The organism is Brasilonema sennae CENA114, assembly GCF_006968745.1.
In the GTDB taxonomy this organism is placed as follows: Bacteria; Cyanobacteriota; Cyanobacteriia; order Cyanobacteriales; family Nostocaceae; genus Brasilonema; species Brasilonema sennae.
The window spans coordinates 607,346-622,512 of record NZ_CP030118.1 but is presented as its reverse complement, the minus strand read 5'-3'; the positions used below and the strand labels follow the sequence as shown (position 1 = coordinate 622,512).

Annotated in this window: 11 protein-coding genes; 9 read left to right on the top strand and 2 right to left on the bottom strand. The window is 41.1% G+C overall.

The window, feature by feature from the left end; all coding sequences use genetic code 11:
- Window positions 1-6: 6 nt before the first annotated feature.
- Complete coding sequence (locus tag DP114_RS02590; RefSeq protein ID WP_169263075.1) at window positions 7-2,769, bottom strand: CHASE2 domain-containing protein; 2,763 nt, start codon at window positions 2,767-2,769, stop codon at window positions 7-9.
- 1,623 nt (window positions 2,770-4,392) lie between these two features.
- Between DP114_RS02590 and DP114_RS02580 the strand changes: the two genes are divergently transcribed.
- Together DP114_RS02580 and DP114_RS35655 are read left to right on the top strand one after the other, a co-directional pair.
- Entirely contained in the window at window positions 4,393-5,556 is a 1,164-nt protein-coding gene (locus DP114_RS02580) for an endo-1,4-beta-xylanase (RefSeq protein ID WP_169263076.1), read from the top strand.
- A gap of 256 nt (window positions 5,557-5,812) precedes the next feature.
- Complete coding sequence (locus tag DP114_RS35655) at window positions 5,813-5,947, top strand: hypothetical protein (RefSeq protein ID WP_256379333.1); 135 nt, start codon at window positions 5,813-5,815, stop codon at window positions 5,945-5,947.
- A 111-nt stretch (window positions 5,948-6,058) separates the two neighbouring features.
- On the opposite strand, the gene DP114_RS02575 is transcribed toward DP114_RS35655, so the two are convergent.
- Window positions 6,059-6,250 carry a hypothetical protein gene (locus tag DP114_RS02575; RefSeq protein ID WP_169263077.1) on the bottom strand — a complete coding sequence of 64 codons (192 nt, stop codon included), beginning with the start codon at window positions 6,248-6,250 and terminating at the stop codon, window positions 6,059-6,061.
- 8 nt (window positions 6,251-6,258) lie between these two features.
- Between DP114_RS02575 and DP114_RS02570 the strand changes: the two genes are divergently transcribed.
- The 7 genes from DP114_RS02570 to DP114_RS02540 all read left to right on the top strand — a co-directional run bounded on the left by DP114_RS02570 (window position 6,259) and on the right by DP114_RS02540 (window position 15,117).
- On the top strand, window positions 6,259-6,603 hold the full coding sequence (locus tag DP114_RS02570) for an STAS domain-containing protein (RefSeq protein ID WP_171975365.1): 345 nt from the start codon (window positions 6,259-6,261) through the stop codon (window positions 6,601-6,603).
- Between the two features lie 45 nt (window positions 6,604-6,648).
- Complete coding sequence (locus DP114_RS02565) at window positions 6,649-7,437, top strand: WecB/TagA/CpsF family glycosyltransferase (protein ID WP_169263079.1); 789 nt, start codon at window positions 6,649-6,651, stop codon at window positions 7,435-7,437.
- Window positions 7,438-7,616: 179 nt separating this feature from the next.
- Window positions 7,617-9,047: a sugar transferase gene (locus tag DP114_RS02560; protein WP_171975364.1), complete on the top strand. Its 1,431-nt coding sequence runs from the start codon at window positions 7,617-7,619 to the stop codon at window positions 9,045-9,047.
- 604 nt (window positions 9,048-9,651) lie between these two features.
- Complete coding sequence (locus DP114_RS02555) at window positions 9,652-11,874, top strand: GumC family protein (protein ID WP_171975363.1); 2,223 nt, start codon at window positions 9,652-9,654, stop codon at window positions 11,872-11,874.
- Window positions 11,859-12,440, top strand: coding sequence for a serine O-acetyltransferase (locus DP114_RS02550; protein WP_169263082.1), 582 nt, complete (start codon window positions 11,859-11,861; stop codon window positions 12,438-12,440). Before DP114_RS02555 ends, DP114_RS02550 begins: the two co-directional genes overlap by 16 nt.
- Before the next feature lie 12 nt (window positions 12,441-12,452).
- A complete protein-coding gene (locus DP114_RS02545) occupies window positions 12,453-13,679 on the top strand; it encodes a glycosyltransferase family 2 protein (protein ID WP_171975362.1) in 1,227 nt (408 codons plus the stop codon).
- Window positions 13,680-13,854: 175 nt separating this feature from the next.
- A complete protein-coding gene (locus tag DP114_RS02540; RefSeq protein WP_169263084.1) occupies window positions 13,855-15,117 on the top strand; it encodes a glycosyltransferase in 1,263 nt (420 codons plus the stop codon).
- Window positions 15,118-15,167: the final 50 nt, after the last annotated feature.

The window sequence follows — 15,167 nt, the reverse complement described above, 5'->3', positions numbered from 1 at the left end:
TAAGGTTTAGTTAAACTCTTGGCGAAGTATTTGCTCAATTAATGCCTGATTATCTGAGCTTTCAGCTTGTTTGAGATACTCAAGAGCAATCTGTCCGACCGCAGGTTCCTGACGCGAAATAGCAACTAACAGCTCTACAGTTTGGTAAAGTTGAGCTTTTTCAGATTGCCTATGAGTGACTATTGGCAAAGTCACTGCAGCAATAGCAAATCCAATCATCGGGGGAACAACAGGAATCCACCAACCTTGTAAAAAAGCTAGGTAAGTAATTCCTATAAGTCCTCCCTCCGCAATAGCAACGCTAGTAACTATAGATTTAGGTGACTTTATTTGCCAAGCTAGCGCAGTTCCCACACCACACCAAAGCAAAATCCAAAGCCACTCCACTGGTTTCGAGCAAACTTTTAGCAGGGGTCGCCCAGAGAGCGCACCACTCAAAATCATGCTAGTGATATTGGCGTGAATCATCACCCCTGGCATTTGTTTTAGAGAAGCAAAATTATGACTGCTATAGGGTGTTTGAAACATATCCTTGACGCTCTGGGCAGTCGAGCCAATGAGGATAACGCGATCGCGCATCTTGTTTTGTGGTATCTTATTTGCTAACAAATCTATTATTGAGAAGGTCTCAAAGTTTTGCTCTGTACCATGAAAGTTAAGCAAAACTTGATACCCTCCAGCATCAGCCTGGACATAGCCACCATCATTGGGTTGAAAGGGAACAAGCACTGCTTTGCCAAGCTGAATTTGGTCGCGATTGTTGGTCTGAGGTTGAGGGGTGATACCTTCAGCTTCTAGATAGCGAAGTGCTAGCTGCAAACCAAGATTAAGGTGTAATGAAGAGTTTTCCAGTTGAACTGAAAGCAACGCTCGACGCAACTTGCCATCTGCATCTAAAACCTGATCAGCAAGACCAACCTGACCTAATTGGGCTAAAGTTGGTGGTGGAGCCACCTGACTACCCACTGCCTTTTCAATACCAATTAGATTCTCAGTTGTTTTATAAACTTCTACTAATTCCTGATGACCAGGTTCTATCGGGAAATCTCGAAACAAATCCAGCCCGATCGCTCTAGGTTTATAGCTTTTTATTGTCCGGATTGCTTGAGCAATCACCTGATCCGACACAGGAAATTGACCTATTTGCTTAATATCTGGCTCATCAATTGTAATTATAGTAATACGGGGGTCAACTGCTGCTGGAGGACGCGCCTGAAAAAACCAATCTAGCATTGACCACTCCATCCTTTGTAGTAGTCCGGTCAAACATACAAGAATCACAAAACTGGCAACTCCCCCACCAATACATCCCATCCAACACTTACTCAGACGTAGCTTTTGGGCTTTTCGTTTTGCTGCTTTGCGTGCGTTTGCTAATATTCGATTCGCTTGTTGGGCAGCAAGTACGGCAAATTGAGCTTTTTCTCGTTCAATTTGTCGTGCGTGTTTTTCTACAGCTAAATCGGTTTCAACTTGTCGCTTTGCCAGTTCCTGACTAGAACCCAGAAAGCGATAATCTAAGTCACTGAGCCTTTTATTTTTGGACCAAGCTAATGCTTGTTGCAATTCTATCCCCACCAAAAGTTGGGACTCATCTTTCTGATTTGAAGTCATCCAAGCTTTAAAGCGTTGCGCGTAAGGGCGCAAATGTTCCATTTGTAGAGCAACCCATTCTGAATTAAAGACTATTTGATAGATTGGGTTTTTCACCCTCAGATATCCCTGATCGTTGATCACCAAACCTGACAAAAGAAGTTCAATCTGTTCTCGACTATCATTGGTTAGTATGTCTTCCCCAGCCAGAATTTGTTGATATATTCCCAAGTTACGCCCTGCGACTTGCTCATTAGCGAGCAGGCGATCACTAATCGTCCGCAAGTGTTCTGGCTGATCCTGAGATTCCCACTTGTGGATTATACGTGATTTCACAATACTTTCTACCCAAAAAGCCTCAGTCCCAGGGGGAACGATCAGCCTTTGACTCACTGAATCTTGACTTGAACTTTGTACCAAATGACACAGTTTTTGTGTCAGAAAAGGTTGTCCCCCTGTCCAAGATAAGATTTCTCTAAGAATTGTCTGAGCATTACCTTGCTCAATTGCTAATCCTTTTACCAATGGCTCCACTTCACTCAGTGTAAAACCATTCAGTTCTATAGCTTTTCCAATATTAAAAGGAGTTCGCTTTGGATTTTGAATTAAATCTGATGGTGTTGTTACTCCAAAAATGACAAACGTAATACGATTATATTCTGGATCGACTGCTCTGCGATTGTAGCAAAACCGAATGAACGCAAAAAAGTCATCAACAGAAAAATCAAGGCTCTTGATACTATCAACTTCATCAATAAAAATAAACAGTCTTTCTTTTGGAAATTGAACTAACAGGACTTCAGAAATAAACCGGCTTAGCCTTTGAAGTACAGAGAGATCTTCCTGCTCTCGCCACCAAGCTTTTAAGTTAAATTTTCCTAAAAGCTTGAAACCCAGCCATAACTCAGCAACAACTCCCTTATACCACTGCTCTGGGGTAATATTTTCACAACCAATGTTGGTCATATCCACAGTCGTGCATTTAAAGCCATCTTGTTGTAAGCGATGCCGAGTTCTAACTAGAAGCGAGGACTTGCCCATTTGCCGAGAGTTAAGAACGTAGCAAAATTCACCTTCTTTGAGAGCTTCATAAAGTTGCTTGTCAGCCTGTCGTTCTACATAGCTAGGAGCATTAATGGTTAGACTACCACCGACTTGATATGTGTAACGGTTCATTTGATAATCTGAAGGTGTAGTAGACTGAAGATCTCAGCAGTCAATTATACTAAAGCGCACGCTTGACTTAATGAAATTATTATAATATACCAAGAAAAACAAAATATTATTAGCGTAAAACTTGAATGAAATTTTAGTTCACGTTTTCCTTTTTTATCTTCTATGTATTTTGTTTGTCAAGCTTATACTTCTTGGAGTGTATTTGTTCAGTTATGTCCATAAGTCTCCCAGCTATTGTTGTAAAAATAAGTAATTTCAAAGAGCTATAGCAGCGTTTTAGTTTATAGAAAAATGTGTTGGCAGATACTGTCTATAAGTCAATAATGGCTGGATCATACGAAAACATTCTATGTTATAAGCAACTAACACCATCAGTTTTAGGAGCAAACATGAGGACAAATACAATATTAAGTGTTTTTAGTATGTTGAGAGTATTCTAATTAGAAACATAAATTAGCAAATAAAGAGAGTAAATATATGTATCTCAGGGTATATTCAGAGTCAATAGATAAATCTAAGTAAAAAGGTATGCTGCTTGGTGGTACTGTCTGAATCATGTACTTTCGTCGATTTATCAGCTAAAGTTCTACATATTTTTCTTATCCTTAGGATGATTTATCAGCAAGGACGATAGGAAAGCCCATTCTTTATGGGGACGATACTAAATATCTATGATGTTGCACTTCATAAAAGAGAATATCATCCCACCCACAAATAGAACTGAGGGCTTCTGATGAAATGGAACTACTAAAAACTTATCATTGGGCATTTGTACAAAATTTTCCATATACCTGGTGTTTTGTCGCATTCATTCTGCTGGGTTGTAAAGATTTTGCATCCGAAAGTTCTACAGTATTTTCAGGATACACAAACCAATCAAAACTAATGCTATAAACCACCAAAGTAAAGTCTTTACTGCTCCACATCATGGGTATTTCAAATAATTCTGTATAAAGAACAACTTTTGACTATCGTGCTTATTGATACTAATGATTGATGACTCAAATTTCTTAGCGAAAATCTAGGGAATAATTTATTTTTTCTAAAAAATAGATTGATGAAGTAAGTAAATTACCTACTTTTATTACTTTTCCCACTATTTCATTTTGAAAGTAGTTATTTGAGGTAGCAATTATAAGATAAAAGAATCATCTTAATTCAATTATAAAATTAAGCAGGTTGATTGTCTAACAAAGATACGATGCTGTATGATAAATAACCAAGATAGGTACTTGCCAATAAAATGATATATGCTGTATGATGAGCGGAAACGCAACAAGGTTTGAAAAATTATTGGAATCTGTTATCAGAAAAGTTTTTGAGATGATTCCGTTCGAAAGAAGAAAATTAAAAAACTAAGTTTGAGATATTGTAGATATACTTTGAAAATGGCTTAGCTGTAACTTTCTGAGTGACCAAAAAATAAGTGGCGAATTCTTTAGATATTCAGTTCGCAAGAATTGGTAGCTTATTGCCTACTAAGGCTGATAAAATGTGGTATCAAGTGTATTCTCCTATAAACACATTTTAGGAGAGGTTATGATGACTACTAGCCTGTTAATTACTAACTAGCAATTTGAGTTCAAGATTCAAATATCCCTGGTTTCGGTTACATTTATCTATATGTTCAAAAACTCGTCACAAAGCAGGCGTCGTTTTTTGTACATTGGTCTATCAGGTTTGACAGGAGCCACTGCTCTGGCAGCGGTGAAAAATAGTAACCCAATGTACTTAAGGCATGCATTAGATAACCCAAAAAGAGATTTTCAAGTAGCGGGACTTGCTTCCTTAAACAAGCGTGCGGCAGCAAAAGGACTAATTTATGGAGTCGCCTGTGGACAAAATGTTCTTGTGTCAGACAAGATTTTTCAGGCTAACGTTGTTCGCCAGTGCGGTATCCTGACACCAGAAAACGAGCTCAAGTGGCAATTTGTGCGACCTCGTCCAGACGTGTTTGACTTTAGTAAAGCAGATTGGATAGCTGGATTTGCCCGCGCTCATAATATGCTTTTTCGAGGACATGCTTTAGTCTGGCATGAGCAACTACCTGACTGGTTCAAGGAAGTCGTTAACCGCCAAAATGCAGAAAAATTTTTTGTGGAACATATTACAACTGTAACTAAACACTACGCGGGTAAAATACACTCTTGGGATGTGGTGAATGAGGCTATTAAACCAGATGATGGACTAAAATCAGGTTTACGACAAACTCCGTGGCTCAAGTTTCTAGGTCCAGATTACATAGAGCTTGCCTATCGAGTTGCGGCGGAAGCTGATCCCAAAGCCATGTTGGTCTACAACGAGAATGGACTGGAGCATAATGGTTCTGAATATGAAGCGAAAAGAACTGCTGTTCTGAAACTTCTAGAACGTCTGAAATCTAGAGGGACACCGATTCATGCTCTGGGTATTCAATCTCACTTGTTAGGTCAGGCTTCCTTGAATCCCAAAAAACTACGAAATTTTCTGTCTAACGTGGCGAGTCTTGGTCTGAAGATTATCATTAGCGAACTAGATGTAACAGACCAAAAATTACCTTTGGATACCGTTGTGCGCGATCGCATTGTCGCTGCTAAATACGAAGACTATCTTTCGGTAGTGCTAGATGAGCGAGCAGTGATTGCCGTCTTAACTTGGGGATTGAGCGACAGATACTCTTGGCTTTCAACGTTTGGTTCCCGTTCAGATCGTGCACCAGTACGTCCTTTGCCACTCGACTTAAACTTCAAATCCAAACTGGCATTGAATGCGATCGCAAGAGCGTTTGATAAAGCCCCGAAACGTTGACCAAGAACCTTTATGGTGGATGTAAAAATGTGGTTGAAGACCAGTTGTGGAATTTTTCTGAAAGCCTTGCATTGTGAATCAGCGCGATCTTGGGGTTTCCACGCCAGGTGGCACCGTCCTTGGGAACCCCAACCTCCTTCGGGTATGCCTATGGCTGACGCCACGGCTATCGCCGTATGCGCAAAGCGCACGCCTTACGGCGAACGCGCAGCGTCTCCGTTCGCGAAGCGTGTCCGAAGGACATAGGAGATACGGCATGTCTGAGCGCAGATCGCCCGAGAGCGGGAGACAAGGACTACGCCGTGCTGTCTCACCAGATACCTGGCCGTCGGGAAAACGCCACATGCTAACTCCTGCCCAGACGCTCTTGCAAGAAGCCGGGAAACCCTAGTCGAGCAGTGGCTCCCCTCCCGCAGCCGGTTGTCGTCACCTCCTGCGCCGTGCTAGCTCCCTCCGGGAACGCCCGTCGCCTCTGTCGGGAAACAAAGACTGCAGCGCTGGATTAACCGCAACGCACTGGCTCCCCATGAGCGACCTCCGTTAGGGTTTCCCGACAGTCGCGCATCTGTCCGCCCTTGCCAGTACTGGCGTCCGGGTTTCCCGACTTGTAGACGCCAACCAGAAGGCGCACCCGTTGGGTAGCGACGGGCGTTCCCGTAAGGGTGAAGTGTTGCAAATTTAATTGCCTATTCAATTCAAATTATGGGACAGATGCTTGCTAATCCACAAATTGTAGTGATTCGACCTCAAGGTTCTTTAAATGCTACAAAAGCTTTGGATTTTGAGCAGCAGCTAACAACAGCAATTGAACAACGTCATTGTTCCATCTTGTTAGTAGATTTCAAGCAAGTAGAATCTTTAGACAGTGCTGGATTGATGGCTTTGATAGCTGCTCTGAAGAAGGCTCAAAGCTTAAGTCGGCGCTTGAGTGTTTGCTGTGTTTCGCCCACAATCAAACTCATTTTTGAACTGACCCAACTTGAGCGGGCTTTTGAGATCTTTGAATGTCAATCTGAATTTACGCGCACTTACGGCTTGAAGCTATGAGTGTGGGTGAAAACTATTTCAACAATATAAAAGGAACTATCTAAAATGCAAAAATTTGATGAAATTTCCTTACTCGGAACAAGGTTTCATAAAATTAAAGTTAATGAGCTGATCGAGTACGCTGTCCAAGCCGCAAAACTAAAGAAGAAAACAATCATAGGTCATGTCAATACTCGGGCAATGAATTTTGCCTACGAACTGCCTTGGTATAAAGACTTTCTCAATAAATCCGATTTAGTTTTCTGCGATGGATTTGGTGTTCTCTTAGGAGCAAAACTCTGTGGTGGCTGTGTTGATTCATCTCATCGCATGACCTGTCCAGATTATATAGAAGATTTTGCCAGAGCTTGCGATCGCGAAAATGTTTCCTTGTTCCTACTTGCTGGTGAGCCAGGAACCGTAGATCAAGCGATCGCTAAGCTCAAAGTGATTGCACCGAATTTAAGAGTCAAAGGACATCATGGTTATTTTGACAAGTCTGGTGAGGAAAATGAATTTGTTATCCAACAAATCAACCAATTCAAACCAGATATCTTGTATATTGGCTTTGGAATGCCGTTACAAGAACGTTGGATTCTCAATAATTCAGAAAAAATAGAGACAAAAGTTTTTCTCCCTCTTGGGGCATGTCTTGATTTTTATTCTGGTACTGTCTCCAGAGGTCCACGCTGGATGACTAGTAGTGGTCTAGAGTGGTTAACAAGATTAGCAACACAACCAAAACGTTTGTGGAAACGTTATGTACTGGGTAATCCGTTGTTTTTTTATCGAGTCCTACAGCAACAGTTGATGAAATTGTTCAGAAAACGCTCTCGAACCTCATCCCAATATTAAACTGATACGTGTATATATTACACTTTTTTTACGTTCTCAAGTATCAAGAGTTGAGAGTACTCCGAATTCTGATTACTTGATAAACTCAAAAAGGAATGTGCTCAATCTAACACTTGAAAAGGTTCCATCTAGCCAGGAAATTTATTTTGTAAAGTGCAACTACAGGGGTCAAAACTATCGTGGCAGCATATAAATCTTTATCAGTTACAGAGTTCAAGCCAGATTTAAGGTCGGCAAATGGCACCAGGATACAGAAAGGATTAACCAGCAAGTTTCTGCGCGTTGGAACACTTAGTTGTACAGATGTATTGTTTTTGACTTTTGCATGGAAGTTGGCAGTCTTTTATGGTACTCCATTAGATTCGCCTTGGACACAAAAAGTCTCTTTTCTACTACTGATTTTGGCAGTCGAAATAGGCGTGATTGCCACTAAAGGACTATACAAATCAGGCATCAATCGTCGTAACTATCTTGGTCTGATCAAAGCAGTCACACTATCAGATCTTTTACTGTTGATGATTGCCTTTCTCTACGAACCGGAGAGTTACATCTCGCGCTCAACTTTTCTACTTTTTTGGTTGTTGTCTGTTGTTTTCGTCTGTACTGGTCGCTTGATCTGTGATCTAGCTACTAAATTACTTCGTAGTAGAGGAGCAATTCGCCATACCGTTTTTTTGATTACAGACCCAGAAGACAAAGACAGCCATATTCGATTAATAGAGAAAGAGAATTGCTACACCATACACAGAATTGCTGATTCCAGCAGTTTGCACCTGATGAACCGAGAAACAACCTTTGAATATCTACGCACACAAGGCATAGAAGAGGCTTTTGTTTCTTGGAACGCCATTAAGAATCGTCTCTATGTTTGCTGGCGTTTCCAAACAGCTGGCATTACCCTACGAATACTGCCAACAGAGGGTCAAGTTCGTCATCCCAAATCCGTATTTTGGATGATTGGTGAAGTTCCTTGCATGACGATTCCTGCACCTATCATTGCAGGCAGCGATTTTTGGGTAAAGCGGAGTTTTGATCTTTGTTGTTCAACAATATTGTTACTTTTGCTGTCTCCTGTCTATGTAGTGATCGCTACACTGATTAAGTTAGATTCTTCAGGACCGGTGTTCTTCCAGCAAAATCGAGTTGGTTTGCATAGTAAGAGTTTCAAGATTTGGAAATTCCGCACAATGGTTGCCAATGCAGAAAAGTTGCAAGCAAAGCTAGAAGCAAAGAATGAAATCAAGGATGGGGTTCTTTTTAAAATGAAAGACGATCCTCGGATCACACGGATAGGCAAATTCCTACGCCGTTACAGTTTAGACGAACTGCCCCAGCTGTTTAATGTTTTCCTTGGAGAGATGAGTCTAGTTGGTCCGCGTCCTCTGCCTATGAGAGATGTAGAAAAATTCAAAACAAAGCATTTTATCCGACAAGAAGTTTTACCCGGTATTACAGGATTATGGCAGGTGTCTGGTCGCTCGGATATCGATAATTTTGAAGATGGGGTAAAATTAGATCTATCTTACATAGAGAATTGGTCTGTATTGTTGGATCTGCAAATTTTGCTGAAAACTGTCAAGGTAGTTTTTAGTAAGGCAGGTGCCTACTAAGTATTTCATGAAACTACCGCCACCAAAGTATCAGCTTGGTGGCGGTTTTTGGTCTGATCAAATTTTACGGAATTTTGGTAAACCTAGTATGATGTACCTAAAGAGTGTTGACACATGTGGACATCAGAGATTGTCATGAAATTTGAATGTAGTGATTGTCTAGAAGATAGTATTCGTAATCGTGGTTAATACTTAAAGGTTTGTAGTAATTAACTGGAATGTTATTTGTGAAAGTATTGCCTCACAAAACATACCTTTCTTACTTTTCCCACTTAATGAATAAAACAGCAAACTTTACAGTATCTTTAAAGATAAAACTCTAAAAATGCTTGAAACTACTTAAAAATAAAGTTATAGTTTTGGTGATTATTATGCCAGCTTAACAAAAGCATGTCAAAATAGATAGCAATAGTCAAATAATTTATGGATCAATGGCTAATATTTCAGTACACAAACGATCAGTTTTGTGTACGTATGATAAAGCTAAAAATATAATATTTGATGAGTTGCAAAGATAGCCTATACTATGAAGCTAATGTGTTTATATAATTAAATTGAATTCATTAGCTCACAACTCGTACTGAACTATGATTAGGGAACTTCTATGGAGACTAGAGGCTATCAAGAAGAAGTAGAAATTCAAAAATACTGGCTGGTTCTGAAACGCCGTTGGCCAATTGTGGTAGGAGTCCTTCTAGCTTCGATAGGATTCTCGTCGTTTCTTATATTCCTGCAAAAACCGGAATATCAGGCGAGTGGAATGCTTCTTTTTAAATCAGATCGAACCTCGTCGCTGACAAAAGTGGGAGAAAAGATAGGCGATCTTGAATCTTTAATGCGGGAGGGTAATCCTCTAGAAACACAAGCTGTTATTTTGAAATCAGAGCCAATCTTAAAACAGGTTATTGATACTCTAGGGTTAAAAGATAAAAAAGGAAACCCCCTGGGTCCGGAGTCGCTTCAAATCAAGGTTGAACCAATTGTAGGTACAGATGTACTGAAGGTTTCCTACACTTCAGGAAATCCCGAATTGACAGCGTCAGTGGTGAATCAGGTGATGAAATCATATGTAGCAAAGAACATTGAGTTTAATCGAACTCAAGTCGTTGCTGCGGGTGAATTTATCAAAAAGCAAATACCACAGGCTCGAGCAGAATTAAACCAGGCAGCAGAGGCATTACGTGAGTTTAAAACTCGGTATAAGATTATCGAGCTTTCAGAAGAGGCAAGCGCCGCTGTTCAAAATGAGGCTAGCATAGATGAGCAAATCAACCAAGCTAAGGCAGCGCTTGCAGATACGAGTGCTCAGGAAGAAAAAATCCGCAGTCAACTGAATTTGGCAGGTTCTCAGGCTGTAGAAATTACTTCCATAAGTCAGATACCTGGCGTACAGGAAGTTTTAAGTGAGTTACAAAAGGTACAAACTAAACTAGCAAATGACGAAGCACGCTACACCAGTGATCATCCAGCTATCACTGAGCTAAAAAATAAAGAAATAACTTTAAATGCTTTATTACAACAGCGGGTTGAACAGGTTTTAGGACCATCTGGAGTTAAGCAAGTTTTAGGAACTCAACGAAATGTTGCTCCTGGTAAATTGCAGATAGGGCAAATAAAGGAAAATCTGACGAGTCAATATGCACTGATACAAGCGCAACGCCGGGGTCTGGAAAGCAAGATACAAGAATTGTCTAATATTCAAGGAAGTTATAAGCAGAGACTTTCTGCCCTACCAAATTTAGAGAAAAAGCAAGGAGATTTAGAGCGAAGGTTATCTATCGCCCAAAAGAACTACGAAAATCTTGTCAGCAGACTACAGGAAATCGAAGTAGCAGAAAAGCAAACTGTTGGCAATGCTAAAGAAATTCAACCGGCTCAGGTTCCCAAAAAACCATCTGTCTCGAAAATAACATTCCTTTTAGCAGGAGGCAGTGTATTTGTCGGGTTATTACTGGGTACAGCAGCTGCATTCTTTGTAGACTTGATAGATAGAACCTTGAAAACGGTTAAGGAAGCAGAGACATTTTTCGGTTATACTTTGCTGGGATTAATTCCTAGGTTTGAATCAAAGAAGACATCATCTCCTGTTAACTTGATGTCAGACAAAGCCTCCGCCCGAATTATTGTAGCAACCTCTCCTCGTTCAGTGGTTCATGAAGCTTATCAAATGCTCCAGGCAAACCTGAAGTTCATTAGCCATAGAAAAGTTCGCACCATTGTAGTCACCAGTTCTGTACCTGGCGAAGGAAAGTCAGAAGTTTCGGCCAATTTAGCAGCAGTATTGGCTCAGGCGGGACGGCGAGTTCTCCTGGTCGATGCAGATATGCGTAAACCATCGCAACATCACTTGTGGGGTCTGGTAAACTCAGTCGGTTTAAGCAATGTGATTGTTGGTCAGGATCAACTTCCGCAAACTGTGCAAACAGTGACAAAAGAGTTATCAGTCCTCACAGCTGGAGTGCAACCTCCAAATCCCCTTGGGTTGCTTGACTCTGAGCGCATGGCCACTCTGATTGAAACGTTCTGCGATCGCTACGATGTGATCGTGTTTGATACTCCTCCTTTAGCTGGTACTGCTGATGCAGCAGTTTTAGGAAAAATGGCAGATGGAGTATTGCTGGTTGCTCGACCAGGTGTTGTGGATTCAGCAAGCGCCACAGCAGCAAAATCGTTGCTGGGACGTTCAGAGGCTAGGATTTTGGGAATGATTGCCAACGCTGTAAACTTCAAGCAGGAATCTGGCAATCACTTTTACTATTCAAACGTTCGAGGAGAGCAGGATGTAGTAAAAACTGGAATGGGGAATGAACAATGGGTGTACAAGTAAACTTGATGGTCAATACAGACCAAGCAGAATCTTCTCATGGTCTTTGGCAGCTGATTAAGGAAGACTGGATCGCCCACGGACGTGATTGGACTAAGCCTGGATTCCGAGCAGTGGCTATTCACCGTTTTGGAGTTTGGCGGATGAAGATAAAACCCCTACTATTGCGAGCGCCTTTGAGCATTCTCTATCGAATGCTATTTCGCAAGGTTCGGAATCATTACGGAATAGAGCTACCCTACTCTGTGGAACTTGGTCGTCGCGTGATTGTTGAACATCAAGGAGCAATAGTCATTCACGGAGACTGCTCGATTGGAGATGAGTGTATTATTCGCCAAGGAGTTACTTTAGGCAACCGTTACCTGGATCGCCCGCTTGATGCACCGAAATTGGGTAAACGTGTCAATGTCGGTGCTGGTGCGAAAATCTTTGGCAACGTCAGTATTGGAGATAACGCAAGTATCGGTGCTAACGCTGTGGTTCTGAGCGATGTTCCAGCAGGAGCAACAGCAGTTGGGATACCTGCAAGAATCATTCATTCTTCAAAAGTTGGCAATTCACATCTTTGAGGTAACAATGCCATGTCAATCAGCCAATTCATGGCTTCGTTTACTGATGTTGTTCTGTTAGTAAGCGCTAGTGGTCTGTTTATTGTCTGCCTATTTTTTTTAATTGAATGTACTGCGGCTCTATTGCGAATAACTTCTGATATTAATAAAGACAATAGCCAAGATCTCAAAGTGAGTGTCTTGGTTCCCGCCCACAATGAAGAAATTGTTATCGGCTCAACAATCGAAAAACTGTTGCCAACCTTAAACAGACAAGATAGTTTGGTTGTTGTTGCTGACAATTGTAGTGACACAACAGCAGAGATTGCTCGTGCCAAAGGTGCTACAGTTATTGAGCGTCATGATCTTGAGCGAAAAGGCAAGGGATACGCCTTAGATTACGGCTTAGAGTTTATGGAGTCGGCTCCTCCTGATGTGGTTGTGATTGTTGATGCTGACTGTACAGTCGAACCAGATGCAATTTCACTGTTGACTCAGCGTGCGATCGCCTTGAGGGCACCTGTCCAAGCCACCTACTTGATGAGTAGACCGAAAAACTCACAGTCATCAAAAGACTTTGTTTCACAATTTTCTAACATCGTCAGGAATTTAGTTCGTCCCCGTGGATTAGCACGCTTGGGACAATCCTGCCCGTTGCTTGGCACAGGTATGGCTTTCCCTTGGACAGTGATTCGTTCAGTTAATTTAGCCAACTCTCACCTTCTTGAAGATTTAAAACTAGGCTTGGACTTGACTTTAGCTGGACACAGACCAGTGTTTTGCCCAGAAGCAAAAGTCACTGGATATTTACCACAGCAGTCGCAGGCTGCCAAAAGTCAGAGAACTCGTTGGGATCACGGTCATTTACAAATCATGCAGACCTATGTCCCCATCTTGCTTAAACAAGCAGTATTTCAAAAAAGGTTCGACTTGTTGGTGAGCGTTTTGGATTTATGTGTACCGCCTTTATCCCTGCTTGTTGTTATGTGGTTAGTGCTTATGGCACTTTCTTTGGTTTTTGGGGTTTTGGCAGCATCATGGATGCCAGCAGTTATAGTTGCCACAGCTGGACTTTGTTTCCTCATTGCAATTCTAATAGCTTGGACTAAGTTCGCTCGACAAGACCTTCCTTTACGCGAACTTTTAACTGTTCCTTTTTACATTCTCTGGAAAATTCCAGTTTATTTCAAGTTTTTAGTCAAGCCTCAAAGCGTGTGGGTTCGTACCGAAAGGGATTCAGTTAATCCAACAGATTCTTAGTTGAGTTCTTAAGGTGAAGTTGCTAATTCGTGTCCATGAACGGTATCTGAATTTACAAAAAAGCTATTTTCAGTACCCCTAAATACTAAAAATTAAAAATTTGTACTTAACTAAAAATGCTTTTTGATAGCTAGCAACTTGGGTTATTATACAAAGCGTTGAGACTATAAACGTTATGAATAAAATTCCAAAAAATAGTCTTTTGCTAGTAAATTCAGTTCCGCTTCGGGAAATAGACGGTCAATTGGGGTTGGATGACCAAACCTGCGCAGGTTTGGTTCGCTGGGCAGAAAATTTTGAGCGAGTTGTGATCGCTGGTCCTTCCTTACCAGAACACATAGCTGTAACAAAAGAGTCTTCCACTGCTAGAACAGTATGGCAACCACTCACAGATTTGCCATGTGCAGACCAACTAGAATTTGTACCACTGCCCTACGCATATAAGTTGCGAGACTTTACAAAGGTATATGCAAAAACACGTCGCTTATTACAAGAAAAAATACACCAAAACCAGTATCTTTGTTTCGTAATAGCTCGACCTATTGGAGATTGGGGAGGAATTGCTGCTTTGGAAGCCATAAAGCTAGGACGACCTTATACTGCTTGGTTAGATCGCGTTGAGTATGAGGTCATCAGTCGAACGTTGCAAAGTTTGCCTCTGGTGAGCCGCACTAAAGAATTTTTGCAGCTACCATTGATGAAACGCTATCAACAATACTTGATTCGTCAAAGCAGCCTAGGACTTTTTCAAGGGCAAGATTGCTATCAAGCATATTCACCTTTTTGCAAACAGCCCCATTGCATTTACGATGTTCATACAAAAAAGTCTGATCAAATTGACGAATCAAGCATAGACCTCAAAATCGAGTCATTAAAGTCTAATGAACCTTTACTGATTTGCTATGTCGGACGAGCAGCTGACATGAAAGGACCATTCGATTGGCTACATATCATACATCGGATTTGTCAAGCTGGTGTTAATGTCAAAGCCACTTGGGTTGGAGATGGACCACTTCTTTTGAAGATGAAGTCGTTAACTCAAGAGTTGGGTATTGCTGACCATGTTAATTTAGTTGGGTTTGTTGATGACCAAACCAAAATTTTGCAGACGATGAGAGAAAATCACATCTTTCTTTTCTGCCATAAAACACCAGAATCACCTCGGTGCCTGATTGAGTCAATAGTCTCCGGTTGTCCTATTGTCGGTTATGATAGCTCCTATTGCCAAGATCTCGTCTCTCGATATGGAGGTGGTGCATTTGTGCCCATGAACGACTGGCAAAAACTGGCTGACTTAGTTATTGAACTGAATTTAAACCGAGCAAGATTAAGTAGGTTGATTCAATCGGCTGCACTATCTGGTCAGTTTTTTGATGAAAAAACTGTTTATCAGCAGCGAAGTGACCTAATTCAGAAATATTCAGGATTCACTTTTTAAATGTTTAACTAGCCGACATATTTTATGATGACATGTATTTAGTATTAAAT

What these genes read in the sequence shown, in the direction of transcription:
- DP114_RS02540 (WP_169263084.1), top strand. Translation starts at nt 13,855, where the DNA reads ATGAATAAAATTCCAAAAAATAGTCTTTTGCTAGTAAATTCAGTTCCG.
- DP114_RS02565 (WP_169263079.1), top strand. Translation starts at nt 6,649, where the DNA reads ATGCAAAAATTTGATGAAATTTCCTTACTCGGAACAAGGTTTCATAAA.
- DP114_RS35655 (WP_256379333.1), top strand. Translation starts at nt 5,813, where the DNA reads ATGTCTGAGCGCAGATCGCCCGAGAGCGGGAGACAAGGACTACGCCGT.
- DP114_RS02555 (WP_171975363.1), top strand. Translation starts at nt 9,652, where the DNA reads ATGGAGACTAGAGGCTATCAAGAAGAAGTAGAAATTCAAAAATACTGG.
- DP114_RS02570 (WP_171975365.1), top strand. Translation starts at nt 6,259, where the DNA reads ATGGGACAGATGCTTGCTAATCCACAAATTGTAGTGATTCGACCTCAA.
- DP114_RS02550 (WP_169263082.1), top strand. Translation starts at nt 11,859, where the DNA reads ATGGGTGTACAAGTAAACTTGATGGTCAATACAGACCAAGCAGAATCT.
- DP114_RS02545 (WP_171975362.1), top strand. Translation starts at nt 12,453, where the DNA reads ATGTCAATCAGCCAATTCATGGCTTCGTTTACTGATGTTGTTCTGTTA.
- DP114_RS02580 (WP_169263076.1), top strand. Translation starts at nt 4,393, where the DNA reads ATGTTCAAAAACTCGTCACAAAGCAGGCGTCGTTTTTTGTACATTGGT.
- DP114_RS02590 (WP_169263075.1), bottom strand. Translation starts at nt 2,769, where the DNA reads ATGAACCGTTACACATATCAAGTCGGTGGTAGTCTAACCATTAATGCT.